The sequence below is a fragment of the Acetanaerobacterium elongatum genome, from assembly GCF_900103835.1.
Taxonomy (GTDB): domain Bacteria; phylum Bacillota; class Clostridia; order Oscillospirales; family Ruminococcaceae; genus Acetanaerobacterium; species Acetanaerobacterium elongatum.
Window position 1 is genome coordinate 42,929 of the sequence record NZ_FNID01000002.1, and the last position, 13,932, is coordinate 56,860.

14 protein-coding genes are annotated in these 13,932 nt (G+C 53.7%); all 14 read left to right on the plus strand.

Going from position 1 to position 13,932, the window contains the following annotated elements; translation table 11 throughout:
- Positions 1-492 precede the first annotated feature (492 nt).
- The 14 genes from sigI (at position 493) to BLR50_RS00895 (ending at position 13,926) form a co-directional block, all read left to right on the plus strand.
- On the plus strand, positions 493-1,212 hold the full coding sequence (gene sigI / locus BLR50_RS00830) for an RNA polymerase sigma-I factor (RefSeq protein WP_092637524.1): 720 nt from the start codon (positions 493-495) through the stop codon (positions 1,210-1,212).
- Positions 1,209-2,348 carry an anti-sigma-I factor RsgI family protein gene (locus BLR50_RS00835; RefSeq protein WP_092637526.1) on the plus strand — a complete coding sequence of 380 codons (1,140 nt, stop codon included), beginning with the start codon at positions 1,209-1,211 and terminating at the stop codon, positions 2,346-2,348. Before sigI ends, BLR50_RS00835 begins: the two co-directional genes overlap by 4 nt.
- A gap of 326 nt (positions 2,349-2,674) precedes the next feature.
- Positions 2,675-2,995: a PadR family transcriptional regulator gene (locus tag BLR50_RS00840; RefSeq protein ID WP_092637528.1), complete on the plus strand. Its 321-nt coding sequence runs from the start codon at positions 2,675-2,677 to the stop codon at positions 2,993-2,995.
- Between the two features lie 14 nt (positions 2,996-3,009).
- Complete coding sequence (locus BLR50_RS00845) at positions 3,010-3,660, plus strand: permease prefix domain 1-containing protein (RefSeq protein ID WP_092637530.1); 651 nt, start codon at positions 3,010-3,012, stop codon at positions 3,658-3,660.
- Positions 3,661-3,832: 172 nt separating this feature from the next.
- The gene (locus BLR50_RS00850) at positions 3,833-4,714 is read left to right on the plus strand and encodes a DegV family protein (RefSeq protein WP_341465397.1); all 882 of its coding nucleotides are present in this window, start codon (positions 3,833-3,835) and stop codon (positions 4,712-4,714) included.
- Positions 4,715-4,910: 196 nt separating this feature from the next.
- Complete coding sequence (locus BLR50_RS00855) at positions 4,911-5,219, plus strand: hypothetical protein (RefSeq protein WP_092637534.1); 309 nt, start codon at positions 4,911-4,913, stop codon at positions 5,217-5,219.
- Positions 5,220-5,278: 59 nt separating this feature from the next.
- Positions 5,279-7,300, plus strand: coding sequence for a V-type ATP synthase subunit I (locus BLR50_RS00860; protein WP_092637536.1), 2,022 nt, complete (start codon positions 5,279-5,281; stop codon positions 7,298-7,300).
- On the plus strand, positions 7,293-7,775 hold the full coding sequence (locus BLR50_RS00865) for a V-type ATP synthase subunit K (protein WP_092637538.1): 483 nt from the start codon (positions 7,293-7,295) through the stop codon (positions 7,773-7,775). The genes BLR50_RS00860 and BLR50_RS00865 overlap by 8 nt, the downstream gene beginning before the upstream one ends.
- Positions 7,776-7,810: 35 nt before the next feature.
- Positions 7,811-8,422 (plus strand): V-type ATP synthase subunit E, encoded by a 612-nt coding sequence (locus tag BLR50_RS00870; protein WP_092637540.1) that lies wholly within the window; start codon positions 7,811-7,813, stop codon positions 8,420-8,422.
- Positions 8,423-8,477: 55 nt separating this feature from the next.
- A complete protein-coding gene (locus BLR50_RS00875) occupies positions 8,478-9,446 on the plus strand; it encodes a V-type ATPase subunit (protein ID WP_092637542.1) in 969 nt (322 codons plus the stop codon).
- Positions 9,439-9,762: a V-type ATP synthase subunit F gene (locus BLR50_RS00880; protein WP_092637544.1), complete on the plus strand. Its 324-nt coding sequence runs from the start codon at positions 9,439-9,441 to the stop codon at positions 9,760-9,762. Before BLR50_RS00875 ends, BLR50_RS00880 begins: the two co-directional genes overlap by 8 nt.
- A gap of 338 nt (positions 9,763-10,100) precedes the next feature.
- Complete coding sequence (locus BLR50_RS00885) at positions 10,101-11,873, plus strand: V-type ATP synthase subunit A (RefSeq protein WP_092637675.1); 1,773 nt, start codon at positions 10,101-10,103, stop codon at positions 11,871-11,873.
- Complete coding sequence (locus tag BLR50_RS00890; RefSeq protein WP_092637546.1) at positions 11,873-13,252, plus strand: V-type ATP synthase subunit B; 1,380 nt, start codon at positions 11,873-11,875, stop codon at positions 13,250-13,252. The genes BLR50_RS00885 and BLR50_RS00890 overlap by 1 nt, the downstream gene beginning before the upstream one ends.
- A 14-nt stretch (positions 13,253-13,266) precedes the next feature.
- Entirely contained in the window at positions 13,267-13,926 is a 660-nt protein-coding gene (locus tag BLR50_RS00895) for a V-type ATP synthase subunit D (protein WP_092637548.1), read from the plus strand.
- Positions 13,927-13,932: the final 6 nt, after the last annotated feature.

Here is a 13,932-nt window from a genome sequence, read left to right on the forward strand (position 1 = left end):
GAATGTTTATGGCCTTGCTGCTTTCCGTTTGCCGGTCAAAAGCAGCAAGGCCTTTTCGGCGTATTCCGATGCAGTAAAGGCTCGGAATCATTTACCTATTGCAGCGCACGGGGCGGCAATATGCGGTATAGGGTAGAGGGCCTTATCTTAAAGGTTCACTTTCATTGACTTTAATCGATATTGTATGTAAAATTAACTTAGGAAGTATTGATAATCGACACACGGAATACACAAGTTTATTATACTCTAGGCGCAGGTAAAGCGGCACCGACGGAGAATGGTTTTTGCGCAATAACACTCCTGCCCCATCCTTTTTATCGGGCAGGCAACGGAGACATCGCCATAAGGCAAGGCTTGCGATATCATCTGATGATATGCGGACAATGACAATCAAGCGGCGGAATGAACCGGGGCACTGTTTAAAAGATCTACTTACCATTGCGACCTTCTACTTTTTAAACGCAGCCATAATACGACGGAAGGGGAATTGCTATGAGGCAAACGGACGAGCTGGCAGTTCTGGCGGCCGATGATACCTTGCGCATGGAAGAGTTGATTAGGAAGAACGAGCGCTTCATCTTGCGGTGTGCCGCCGAAACGGCTCACCGCTATATTACCAAAAGTGATGATGAGTGGTCGGTGGCTTTGCTGGCCTTTTCGCAGGCGGTGAAGAGCTACTCTGCTGAAAAGGGCAGCTTTTTATCCTTTGCCGAGCTGGTGATCAAGCGCAGGCTGATCGATTATATCCGAACCCAGTCGAAGCACGGGAGCGAGATTACCGTTAACCCCACGGTGTTTGACACCGAGCCGGAGGAGCAGGACGAAGATGCGGCACTCAAGGCCGAGGTTAGCAAAAAAGTCTCACATACTCCTAACAGCGCATTGAAAGAGGAGATTGAGGCAATAACCGATGTATTTGCGCGATATGGCTTTTCTTTCTTCAGCCTGACCGATTGCTCCCCCAAGGCCGAAAAAACTAAAAAAGCCTGTGCGCAGGCGGTTCGATACCTTATGGCGAACCCCCTTCTGTTAAGCGAATTGCGCCACAGTAAACAATTACCAACGAAAACGATTGAGAAAAATTGTGGAGTACCCCGAAAAATTATAGAACGTCACCGTAAATACATAATAGCGGCGGCAGAGATAATAACCGGTGATTATCCCTACCTCGCAGAGTATATGCGGTTCATCAGAGAGGAGCCGAACAAATGAAAGCGGTAATTGTTGAGTTAAAAAACGGTTACGCCGCTGCTTTGACTGATGACGGTTGCATAAAAAAGCTGCAAAATAAAGATTATGCGATTGGGCAGGTGATTGAAATGAAGGCGCACAAGAGCAAGAAGATTGCTGTTTGGGCTGCTTCAGCGGCGGCTGCTGTACTGTTGTGCAGCACGACCGTCTGGGCGTATGTTTCGCCCTACACCTATGTGAGTCTTGACGTAAACCCCTCTATTGAGTTTAGTGTAAACCGTTTTGGCAGAGTATTGAGCGCAAAAGCGGTAAACGGCGACGGCGCAGAGATTCTGCAAACCTTAAAGCTTAAGAACAAGTCTATTGAAGATGCGGTTCGTGCAACCGTAAAGCAGATTGAGCAGGCAGGCTATTTCAGCGGCGAGGAGCCCGGCGGCGTGGTGGTTGCAACCTCCAGCCCCGACCAGAACGCGGCAGATAACTTAGCCGACGAGATTAAGGATGCTGTAATTGAAACCACACAGGATGCCGAGAACGACGTAGAAGTTGAAAGCACAAGCGTTGGTTACGAGCGTGTGCAGCAGGCCAAAGAGCTTGGCGTAACACCCGGCAAGCTGAATCTGGTTGAAAAGCTGAAGGCCGCTTCGCAAAACCCCGACAGCATTGACATCAATGAGTGGCTGAAGAAACCCGTAAAAGACATTATGAAGGCCACCAAGGAATATAGAAAGAGCCAGAAGAATGGCGATGATGTTCCGGTTCCCGGTTCCAGTGAGCCGGCTACCCCGGGAAGCTCCGGCGTGGTTACCCCCGGTTCCAGTGAGCCAGCAGTTCCGGGAAACGGCGACGCGAACGTGAATAGGGAACAGAACAAGGAAAAGAACAAGGACGCTTACAATAAGGAGCAGAACCGTGAAAAGAACGACTCCAGTAAAGTATCGTCTATTAGCAATAAGCCAACCCAAGCCGTTTCATCAGATTCTAGCCGGACTCGAGGTAACGGCAATAACGATGAAGCCGCCGGTGGTGCTGCCGGTAATGACGACAATACAGGCGGCTCAGGTGGGTCAGGTAATGGTAACTCAGGTAACGCCGGCGGCAACGGGAATGCTGGAAATGCCGGTGGGTCTGGAAATGCCGGTGGAAAAGGCAGATAGAGTTTTATAGTTCCGCACGCTACTATATTTTCTGTATCCGGGGGCGTGCCTGCAACCCAATCCTTCTAAACATTCCTTATGATATTCATTAAGGTTTTCCTCATTAAATTTGTAACGCGCCCCCGCAAAGGCTGCCGAGTAATCGGCGGCCTTTTTTAGTGCTATGATTTTATGATAAGTTATTTCTTGAGGAAAAGTAGTTCGGAATAAAATATACATTGACAGGCGAGGTATATGGTGATATAATGTAACTAAGCTCAGAAGGATAGTGCGAAATCCTTCCTTTACAATGTTTCTCGCCCAAACGGCAAGACGGGGGTTTATGTATGTCTATCACATCCGACATTATCCGGGGGCACACCGAGGCTATTATCCTCAGTCACCTCACCGAGCACGACAGCTACGGCTACCAGATTAACCAATCAATCCAATCCAAGACCAACAACGAATACGAGTTGAAAGAGGCGACGCTTTACTCTGCATTTCGCAGGCTGGAGCAGAACGGCTGTATCAATTCCTATTGGGGGGATGAAACAACCGGCGCACGCCGAAGGTACTACTCCATCACCCCCGAGGGCAGAGTGTATCTTGCACGCTGCAGGGCAGACTGGGAAGCTGCCAAAACGCTTATTGACAAACTTATTTAGGGGAGAATGATTTTATGGAACTCAAAATCCGCCAGTACATCGAACGTGCATTTGCCGATGTACCCAAAACCGCCAAGAACAACGAGCTGAAGGAGTCCCTTTACAGCGACCTGATTGAGAAGTATCAAGACCTGCTCGGCAGGGGAAAAACCGAGGAGGAGGCTTGCGGCGAGGTGATTGCGGGTATCGGCGATTTAAGCGAGCTCACGCAGGGGCTTATCCGTGAGGCCGAGCAGCAGCACGTTGAAACTGTTCAGGAGCGCAGACGCTCGGCGCTGTTTGTTTCTATCGCCGTGGGCATGTATATCCTAAGCCCGCTTGCATTTATGATATTCGATGAACTTTTTCATAAGGGGTTCTTGGCAATCTGCGCGTTTTTCGTTATGGTGGCGGTAGCTACAGGGCTGCTCATCTATTATAATATGACTAAGCCCGCCTGGAAGCGGCAGCAGGAAGAACGTGATGACGTGGAAAGGTGGCTTCCCGAGGGCGACAGACAGGTGTACGGCGCTGTAAGCGGAGCACTGTGGGTGCTTACGGTAGCGGTATATATGCTCATCAGCTTTAATTATGGCAACTGGCACATCTCCTGGGTGATTTTTTTAATTGCCGCGGCAATTCAGATGATTATCCGCGCTGTGTTTGCTACAAAATCCCACCACTAAACAAGCTGGTCAAATTCGTATAACACAGCATACTTGCCCATAAGGCTTGCATAAAAAGCCCAATCATTATATAATCACTTCTAAAGGGCATACTATCCGCACGCACAGAAGAATCTTTTTACGCCAAGGGCGGGAAAACTGTGACCGCTGCGAGGAATTGAAATTAGGAGTGATGGCGATGAGAGAGTATTGTATCGTAACCGATTCCACCTCTGACCTGCCGCTGGAGATTATTAACGAGCTGGGCCTGATTGTTATTCCGCTGGAATTCCAGCTGGAGGGGAAGGTCTACCAGCATTACCCCGACGCCAGAGAGTATGGCTATCACGAATTTTATGAGCGGCTGCGGGCGGGGAACCTTTCTACCACCTCGCAGATTAACTATACCACCTACGAGGCCTATTTCGAGCCTATCCTCAAAGAGGGCAAGGATATTCTGTATATCTGTTTTTCGTCGGGGTTAAGCGGCACCTACAATGCATCGGTGCTGGCCTGCAACGACCTTGCCGAACGCTTCCCCGGCAGCAAGGTGTATTCTGTGGATAGCCGCGCGGCTTCTGCCGGCGAGGGGCTCTTGGTTTACCACGCCGCGCAGAAGAAGGCACAAGGCATGGATATCGATACCCTGAAGGACTGGGTAACCGAAAACCGCGACCATCTCTGCCACTGGTTTACGGTAGACGACCTGAACCACCTGAAACGCGGCGGAAGGGTTACCGCGGTAAGCGCCGCAGTTGGCACTGCTTTGGGTATAAAGCCGGTGCTGCATGTGGATAACGACGGGCACCTGATACCGATGCAGAAGGTGCGCGGCAGGCGCAAGTCGCTGGAGGCGATGGTGGAGCAGATGGTGCTTACCTGCACCGAGCCGGACGGCCAGACCATTCTCATCGGCCATGGCGACAGCCCCGAGGATGCGGCGGCAACGGCCGCCCTTGTAAAGGAGAAATTCCCCACCGTAGCCCGGGTAGTGCTTACCTATATCGGGCCGGTTATCGGCGCACATTCGGGCCCCGGCACCATTGCACTCTTTTTTATGGGAACACATAAATAAAACGCGAAGCGACAGCCACGGTTTACTGATGGCCTGTCGCTTTCTTTTTTTATAATATTACAAACAGGATATACTTTTACGGTTTTTAGACGTAAAATTACACTTTTTAAATTGATAAATATTCAGTTTTGTTGTACAATAGTTACTATTGACCCCTTCAAACCTTGAATCATACACAGAAAGGCATGGTAGGAAGATGGAGCCTGAATCAATCAAGGTTATCCGTACCGCGGAAGCATACGCCGAACAAAAGGAAAAACAGGCGGCTGCCGAAAGCGAAGAGCTTTTACGCCAGGCGCGTGAAAAGGCGCAGGCCGACGCCGACGCCATGGTTGCCGGTGCCCGACAGCAGGCAGAACAGATAATTTCAGCCGCCAGAAGCGAGGCAGACACATTGGTGCAAAAGGCAGTTGCCGCGGCGCAGCAGGATACCCTGGCGCTGAAGGAAGCCGCAAATCGGCGCAAGGAAGCGGCGGTTAAGCTGATTATCAGTGAGCTTGCATAGGCTTTATACTTATTCTATTTAAATCTGTAATCGTAACAGCAGAAGAAGGAGGAAAGCCTATGGCGGTTGTAACAATGCACAGGGTGAATATCTGTGCATTAAAAAAAGACCGAAAACGAATATTGGAAGAGCTTCAGCGATTGGGCGTGGTTGAGGTATGCGACAGCCAGGGCGGTGAGCAGTTTGAGAAAACCGACACTGCCGAGGCGCGCACGATATTTGAAAAGAATGCCCAGCAGGCAAGGCAGGCGGCGCTGATACTGGACGACTATGTTCCGGAAAAGAAGTCGCTCTTGGCCTCGCTGGAAGGCCGCAAAACCCTTTCACTGGCAGATTACGACGCCTACAGCGCCGAACGGGACGAGGTGCTGCGTGTGGCGTACCGCCTTACGGCGCTCGAAAAGGAGATTGCCGAGAAAAAGGCGGATATCATTAAGCTGGAAGGGCAGATAGAGGCGCTCAGCCCATGGCTGGCGCTGCCCGTTTCGCTGCGCTACGGCGGAACCAAGCACACCGCGGCGTTTATCGGCTCGGTTTCGGAGGAGATGCCTCTTGAAGCAATCTATGCCCGCTTGGCCGAGGCGGCACCCGAGCTGGATGCCGTAAATGTGGATATTCTAACGCTTTCTAAGGAGCAGACCTGCGTGATGGCCACAAGCCATAAACAGCAGGCACAGGCCCTGGAAGAGGCTATGCGTGCCATCGGCTTTGCACGCCCCGCTTCGCTTCCGCCGCTGCCCCCTGCCGAGCAGCAGCATGTGCTGGAGGGCGAGGTGCTTGCCGCAAAGGAAGCGATAGAAGATGCTCAAAACGAGATTATCAGCTATGCGGGTACCCGCAACGCGATGCGTTTTATGGTAGACTACTTTACCCTGCGCGGCGAAAAATACCGCATGCTGGATAAGCTTGCGCAATCCAAGCACACCTTTGTGCTGTCGGGTTATGTGCCGGTTACAGCCGAAAAGCTGCTGCGTGAGCGGCTGGAGCTGAACTTTGATGCTGCACTGGAGTTTTACGACCCCGCCGAGGAGGAGGATGTGCCCGTGCTGCTGAAGAACAACGCCTTCAGCGCGCCGGTGGAGGGCGTACTGGAATCGTACAGCCTGCCGGCCAAGGGCGAGATCGATCCGACAGGTATTATGTCGGTGTTCTACTATATATTGTTCGGCCTTATGCTCTCCGACGCGGGCTACGGCTTGCTGCTGGTGCTGGGTTGCGGCCTACTGCTTTGGCGGTTTAAGAATATGGAGGAGGGTACCAAGCGCTCGCTGCGTATGTTCTTCTACTGCGGCATCTCTACCGTTATCTGGGGCATACTGTTTTCCAGTTACTTCGGCGACGTGGTGAACGTGGTTTCCAAAACCTTCTTCGGCAATGAGGTGGGTATTCCGCCGCTGTGGTTTAACCCCACGCAGGACCCGATGCGGATGCTGCTGTTCTCGTTTGCGCTGGGCATCGTTCACCTGTTCTTTGGTTTGAGCATCAAGTTTTACATGCTTCTAAAGGCAAAACAGTTTAAAGACGCGTTGTTTGACGTGGTGTTCTGGTACCTGCTGGTGGGCGGGCTGATTGTACTGGCATTGGCTACCCCGCAGTTTTCCCAGATAATGAACGTTCCGTTTACCCTTCCGGCGCTTGCGGGCACTATCAGCTCGGTTCTGGCCGGTATCGGTGCGGTGGGCATAGTGCTTACCGGCGGGCGGGAGTCACGAAACTGGTTTAAGCGTATTTTAAAGGGGTTGTACAGTCTTTACAATATCTCGGGGTATTTAAGCGATATCCTCTCCTACTCCAGGCTGCTGGCTCTTGGGCTTGCAACAGGCGTTATCGCCTCGGTAGTAAACCAGATGGGTTCGATGGGCGGAAAGAGTATATTCGGTGTTATCCTGTTCGTGTTGGTATTTCTGGCGGGGCAGGCCATCAACTTCGGCATCGAGGTGCTGGGCGCCTATGTGCACACAAACCGGCTGCAGTATGTAGAATTCTTCGGTAAGTTTTATGAGGGCGGCAGGCGAAAATTCGAGCCGTTTGCCGTGAATACAAAATATTATAAATTCAAGGAGGACGTTTCTAATGGATAAAATGGGTATTGTATTTGCATTGCTGGGGGCTGCGCTTGCTGCGCTGATGTCCGGCGTAGGTTCCGCTATCGGTGTAGGTACTGCCGGTCAGGCTGCTGCCGGTGTTGTTACTGAAGACCCCTCTAAATTCAGCAAGGTACTGCTGTTACAGTTGCTGCCCGGTACACAGGGTATCTATGGCCTGCTGATTGCCTTCCTTACCCTAACACAGATCGGTATTCTTGGCGGTTCCCCCGAAATGAGCCTTACAAAGGGCTTGCTGTTCTTTGCGGCCTGCCTGCCGATGGGTATTGTTGGCCTGTGGTCGGCGATTCATCAGGGTAAAACCTCGGTTGCCGGTATCGGCATTGTTGCCAAAAAGCCGGAGCAGATGGCAAAGGCGATGATCTTCCCCGCAATGGTTGAAACCTATGCGATTCTGGCACTTTTAATCTCGCTGCTGGCCGTTTCGGGCGTTGGCAGACTCACGATTTAAATCACCAAGTTCAATAGGATTGGGAGTGCTTGCCAATGACTGGTCTTGAAAAGATCGTAAAAAAGATAGAGGATGAAGCAAACGCCGCGGCAGCCGCTAAGATTGAGGCGGCGCAAGCCGAGGCGCAGACGATATATGATACCGCCCTGCAGAAGGCAAAGGCGCAGAGCGAAGAAATCCTCGCGCAGAGCAAGGCTCAGGCAGACGAGCTTCTCGCCGGCGCCAGCTCGGCAGCGGCACTGGCCAAGCGCAAGGCGCTGCTGAGCGAAAAGCAGAGCATCATCAACGGTGTGATTGCTGACGCACAGAACGCGCTGCTCGCCCTGCCCGAAAAGGAGTATTTCGAGCTGATTGAGAAGCTTTTGGAAAAGCATATGCTGGCGCAGCACGGCGAGATATTCTTTTCGGCTGCCGATTTAAAGCGTCTTCCTACCGGCTTTGGGTTAAAGCTGGGCGTTACAGCCATGGCAAAGGGCGGAAGTCTGAAGGTGAGCAAGGAGCCGCGCAGCATTAACGGCGGCTTTATACTGGTATACCCCGATGCCGAGGCGGGCGGGGATATTGAGATCAACTGCTCGTTTGAGGCGCTGTTCTATGCCGCGCATGAGCAGCTGCAGGATAAGATTACTGCCCTGCTGTTTTCATAGCGGTTCCTGCATCTGAATTAAGTTTATCTTATAATTACGAACAGGAGGGAACGCTATGCCGGAAAACAGCTACGCCTATGCCGTTGCGCGCATCCGCGCCAAGGAGCTTGCACTGCTGAATGCTCAGTCGGTGGAAGCGCTGCTTGCCGCGAAAAGTGCGGAAGACTGCATGCGGCTGCTGGAGGAAAAGGGCTGGCCCGCAGATAATGCCAAAACCCCCGAGCAGCTTCTTTCTGCCGAGCGTGAAAGAACCTGGGGCCTGCTTGCGGAGCTTACCGACGATCTGTCGGTTTTTGATGTGTTTTTGTATAATAATGATTTTCACAACCTGAAGGCTGCAATAAAGCTTGCCTATACCGATCAGGAGCCGCACGGCGTGTTTCTTGCAAACGCAACGGTGGAGCCGCAGATGCTTTTTCAGGCGGTGAAAAGCCGCAGCTATGCAGACCTGCCAGAGCGGCTGCGCGGCATAGCCGAAGAGGCATACCTTGCCTTAAGCCATACGGGCGACAGCCAGCTGTGTGATATGATGATTGACAGAGCCGCGCTCACCGCTGTTTTGGAGGCGGGCAGAGCCTCGAAATCGCCGCTTATTAAAAAGTATGCCGAACTTACCGCTGCAACCTCCGATATCAAGGTTGCGGTGCGCTGCCAGAAGACCGGCAAGAGCCTAGAGTTTATCACCCGCGCGCTTGCTCCCTGCGAAAGCATAGACGTTGTATCACTGGCCGCGGCGGCGGCATCCTCGCAGGAAGCGCTGCTCGGCTACCTTGATTCAACGGCTTACGCGGGTGCTGCACAGGCGTTGCGGGCTTCAATGCAGCAGTTTGAACGCTGGTGCGACAACGTTATCATCGAGCTGATACGCCCACAGAAATACAACCCGTTTTCTGTTGACCCGCTGGCGGCCTATCTGCTGGCGAAGGAGAACGAGCTGAAGATTGTGCGCATCATCCTTTCCGCGAAGGTAAACGGGCTTTCGGCGGAATCGGTGCGGGAAAGGCTGAGGGAACTGTATGTATAAGATTGGCGTTCTGGGCGACCGCGACAGCATCTACGGCTTTGCGGCGCTGGGGCTAACCACCGTGCCGGTTTCCGACACCATCGAGGCCGCGAAGGCGTTTCGCCGTATGGCAGAGGGCGGCTATGCGGTTATCTATATCACCGAGGCCCTTGCGCAGGCGCTGGAGCATGAGATACAGCGCTGCAAGGATGCTATGCTGCCCGCCGTCATCCCCATTCCGGGGGTTTCGGGCAACAACGGCATGGGCATTAGGAATGTAAAGAAGTTTGTGGAGCAGGCCGTCGGCTCTGATATTATCTTTAATGACGGGAAATAGGAATGGTTTGATTGGCGCTTTTGTAGAGCCGGCCATTGACCGTCTGTGGAATATATGCGACTTTAAGTAGCGGACGCACAATGCGCGCTCCTACAGGCATAAGGGTTTAAGGTTGTAGGAAGCGGTCTTGACCGCTTCGCAATTCAGAGGGCGGAATCATTTGTATCGCCGTGTGGCGGCGAGATGGAGGCAGGTTGAAAGAAAATCTTTCAACCTTCGAAAAATGCCTGTCGCGGTATGGCCACTCCTACCGCTGCGCGGCATCGGCATTTTTTATTATCGGTTTTATGCCCTTTCTTCCGGGCATAAAGCCCACAAGAAAGGACATGGATCTTAGAATGAGCAAAGGAACAATCAAAAAGGTTGCCGGGCCGCTCGTTATCGCCGAGGGAATGCGCGACGCGAATATGTTCGACGTGGTGCGCGTAAGCAGCCAGCGCTTGATCGGCGAGATAATCGAGATTCACGGCGATAAGGCATCCGTTCAGGTTTATGAAGAGACCTCCGGCCTTGGCCCCGGCGAGCCGGTGGAGTCTACAGGCGCGCCCCTTAGCGCAGAGCTTGGGCCGGGCCTGATTGGCAGCATCTTCGACGGTATTCAGCGTCCGCTGGACGATATTATGCAGCAGACGGGCACCCGCCTTACCCGCGGTGTGGAGATCCCGTCGCTAAAGCGCGACAAAGTATGGCACTTTGTACCCTCTGTGAAGGCGGGGGAACCCGTTGTAACCGGCGATGTTATCGGTGTAGTGCAGGAAACCGAGATTGTGAAGCACTACATCATGGTACCTTACGGTGTTGAGGGTACGGTTGTCTCCATTGCCGAAGGCGACTATACCGTAACCCAGACGGTAGCGGTGGTGCAGGGCGCCGACGGCAAGAAAAACGAGATTACCATGCTGCAGAAGTGGCCGGTGCGCAGAGGACGCCCCTATAAGGAGAAGCTCTCGCCCGATATGCCGCTTGTTACCGGCCAGCGCGTTATCGATACGCTGTTCCCCATCGCCAAGGGCGGTGTGGCGGCGGTTCCCGGCCCATTCGGCAGCGGCAAGACGGTGGTTCAGCACCAGCTTGCCAAGTGGGCGGAGGCCGACATTGTGGTATACATCGGCTGCGGCGAACGCGGCAACGAGATGACCGACGTTTTAAACGAGTTCCCCGAATTAAAAGACCCCAAAACAGGCTATTCGCTGATGAAGCGTACCGTGCTGATTGCCAACACCTCCGATATGCCGGTTGCGGCGCGCGAGGCTTCGATTTATACAGGTATCACGATTGCGGAATACTTCCGCGATATGGGCTACTCGGTGGCACTGATGGCCGACTCCACCTCCCGCTGGGCAGAGGCACTGCGCGAGATGTCTGGCCGTTTGGAGGAGATGCCCGGTGAAGAGGGCTACCCCGCCTACCTTGGCAGCCGTTTGGCGCAGTTCTATGAGCGTGCGGGCCGCGTGAAAACCCTTGCGGCAAACCCGCGCGAGGGCGCACTGTCGGTTATCGGCGCAGTATCGCCTCCCGGCGGTGATATCTCCGAGCCGGTTTCGCAGGCCACCCTGCGTATTGTAAAGGTATTCTGGGGCCTGGACGCACAGCTTGCCTACCGCCGCCACTTCCCGGCCATCAACTGGCTTACCAGCTACTCGCTGTATGTGGATACAATGGAGAAGTGGTTCAACACCAAGGTAGAGAGTGACTGGACCAGCCTGCGCGCAAGGATGATGCACCTGTTGCAGGAGGAAGCGGAGCTGGAGGAGATTGTAAAGCTGGTTGGTATGGACGCATTGAGCGCCCCCGACCGACTGAAGCTTGAAACGGCACGTTCTATCCGTGAGGATTTTCTGCATCAGGACGCATTCCACGAGGTGGATACCTACACCCCGCTTGAGAAGCAGCGCCTGATGATGAAGCTGATACTGGAGTTCTACGATGTTTCTTCGCAGACCCTTGCAGACGGGGTTTTGATTGATAAGCTGATTTCCCTGCCGGTGCACGAGCGCATCGGGCGTTTCAAATACACCCCCTATGACCGCGTGAAGGCTGAGTATGATGAGGTTGTTAGGGAGATTCACACACAGGTAAGCGAGCTTGCACAGCAGAAGGAGGAGTTCTGATGCCAAAGGAATACAGAACGATTGAAGAGGTAGCGGGGCCCCTGATGCTGGTGCGCGGCGTTGAAAACGTAAATTTCAACGAGCTGGGCGAGATCGAGCTTGCAAACGGCGAAAAGCGCCGCTGCAAGGTGCTGGAGATCGACGGCTCAAACGCCTTGGTGCAGCTGTTTGAAAGCTCCACCGGTATTAACCTTTCGCAGAGCAAGGTGCGCTTCTTGGGCCGCAGCATGGAGCTGGGCGTATCGGAGGATATGCTCTCGCGTGTGTTTGACGGTCTTGGCCGCCCGATCGACGGCGGGCCGGAGATTCTGCCCGAAAAGCGTGAGGACATTAACGGCCTGCCCATGAACCCCGCGGCGCGCAACTACCCGCAGGAGTTTATACAAACCGGCGTTTCGGCCATCGACGGACTGAACACCCTTGTGCGTGGGCAGAAGCTGCCAATCTTCTCGGCCTCCGGCCTGCCGCACGCAAACCTTGCCGCGCAGATTGCAAGGCAGGCGAAGGTGCGCGGTACCAGCGAGCCGTTTGCCGTAGTGTTTGCCGCCATGGGTATTACCTTCGAGGAATCCAACTTCTTTATAGAGAGCTTCCGCGAGACGGGTGCTATCGACCGCGCGGTGCTGTTCATCAACCTTGCAAACGACCCGGCCGTAGAGCGTATCGCCACCCCGCGTATGGCGCTTACCGCCGCCGAGTATCTGGCGTTTGAAAAGAATATGCACGTGCTGGTTATTCTAACCGACATCACCAACTACGCCGACGCACTGCGTGAGGTTTCGGCCGCACGCAAGGAGGTTCCCGGACGCCGCGGCTACCCGGGCTACATGTATACCGACTTAGCGTCGCTGTATGAGCGCGCGGGCCGCCAGAAGGGCAAGAACGGCAGTATCACGATGATCCCGATACTCACCATGCCCGAGGACGACAAAACCCACCCCATCCCCGACCTTACAGGCTACATCACCGAGGGGCAGATTATTCTAAGCCGCGAGCTTTACCGCAAGAACGTAACCCCGCCCATCGATGTACTGCCGTCGCTTTCGCGTTTGAAGGATAAGGGCATCGGCGAGGGCAAAACCCGTGCCGACCACGCCAATACCATGAACCAGCTGTTTGCCGCCTACGCACGAGGCAAGGAGGCCAAGGAGCTGATGGTTATCTTAGGCGAGGCCGCGCTTACCGATATCGACAAGCTGTACGCGAAATTCGCCGACGAGTTTGAGCGCCAGTATGTTTCGCAGGGCTACACCACCAACCGTGATATTGAGGAGACGCTGGCCTTAGGCTGGAAGCTGCTCTCGATCCTGCCGCGCTCCGAGCTTAAGCGTATCAAGGATGAGTTCCTTGATAAATATTACATCGAAAACAACGACTAAGGGGGGTATTTGCATTGGCTTCCACGCATGTAAACCCCACTCGTATGGAGCTTACGCGCTTAAAGAGAAAGCTGGTTACCGCCAAGCGCGGGCACAAGCTGCTAAAGGATAAGCGCGACGAGCTGATGCGCCGGTTTTTAGACCTTGTGCGCGAGAATAAGACACTGCGCGAAGAGGTGGAAAGGGGCATTGCCGCCGCCAACCAGAACTTTGTGCTGGCGCGCGCCGCCATGAGCGACGAAACGGTAAACACCGCCTTCCTTGCCCCCAAGCAGGAGGTAACGCTTGAGGCCTCGCATAAAAACGTGATGAGCGTGGAGATTCCCGTATTTGATATTAAAACCCGTACGGCGGATGAAAACGACATCTACTCCTACGGCTTTGCGTTTACCTCGGGCGACCTGGACGACGCGGTGAAGTCGCTTGCCGACATTCTGCCGCAGATGCTCCGCCTTGCGGAGGTAGAGAAGGCCTGCCAGCTGATGGCGTCGGAGATTGAGAAAACCCGCCGCCGCGTAAATGCGCTGGAGCATGTAATGATTCCGCAGCTGCAGGAGAATATCAAATACATCACCATGAAGCTGGATGAGAACGAGCGCAGCACCCAGATTCGCCTGATGAAGGTGAAGGATATGATTCTGGAGCAGGCGCACCATTATAGCGAGAAGCAGTAATAACAA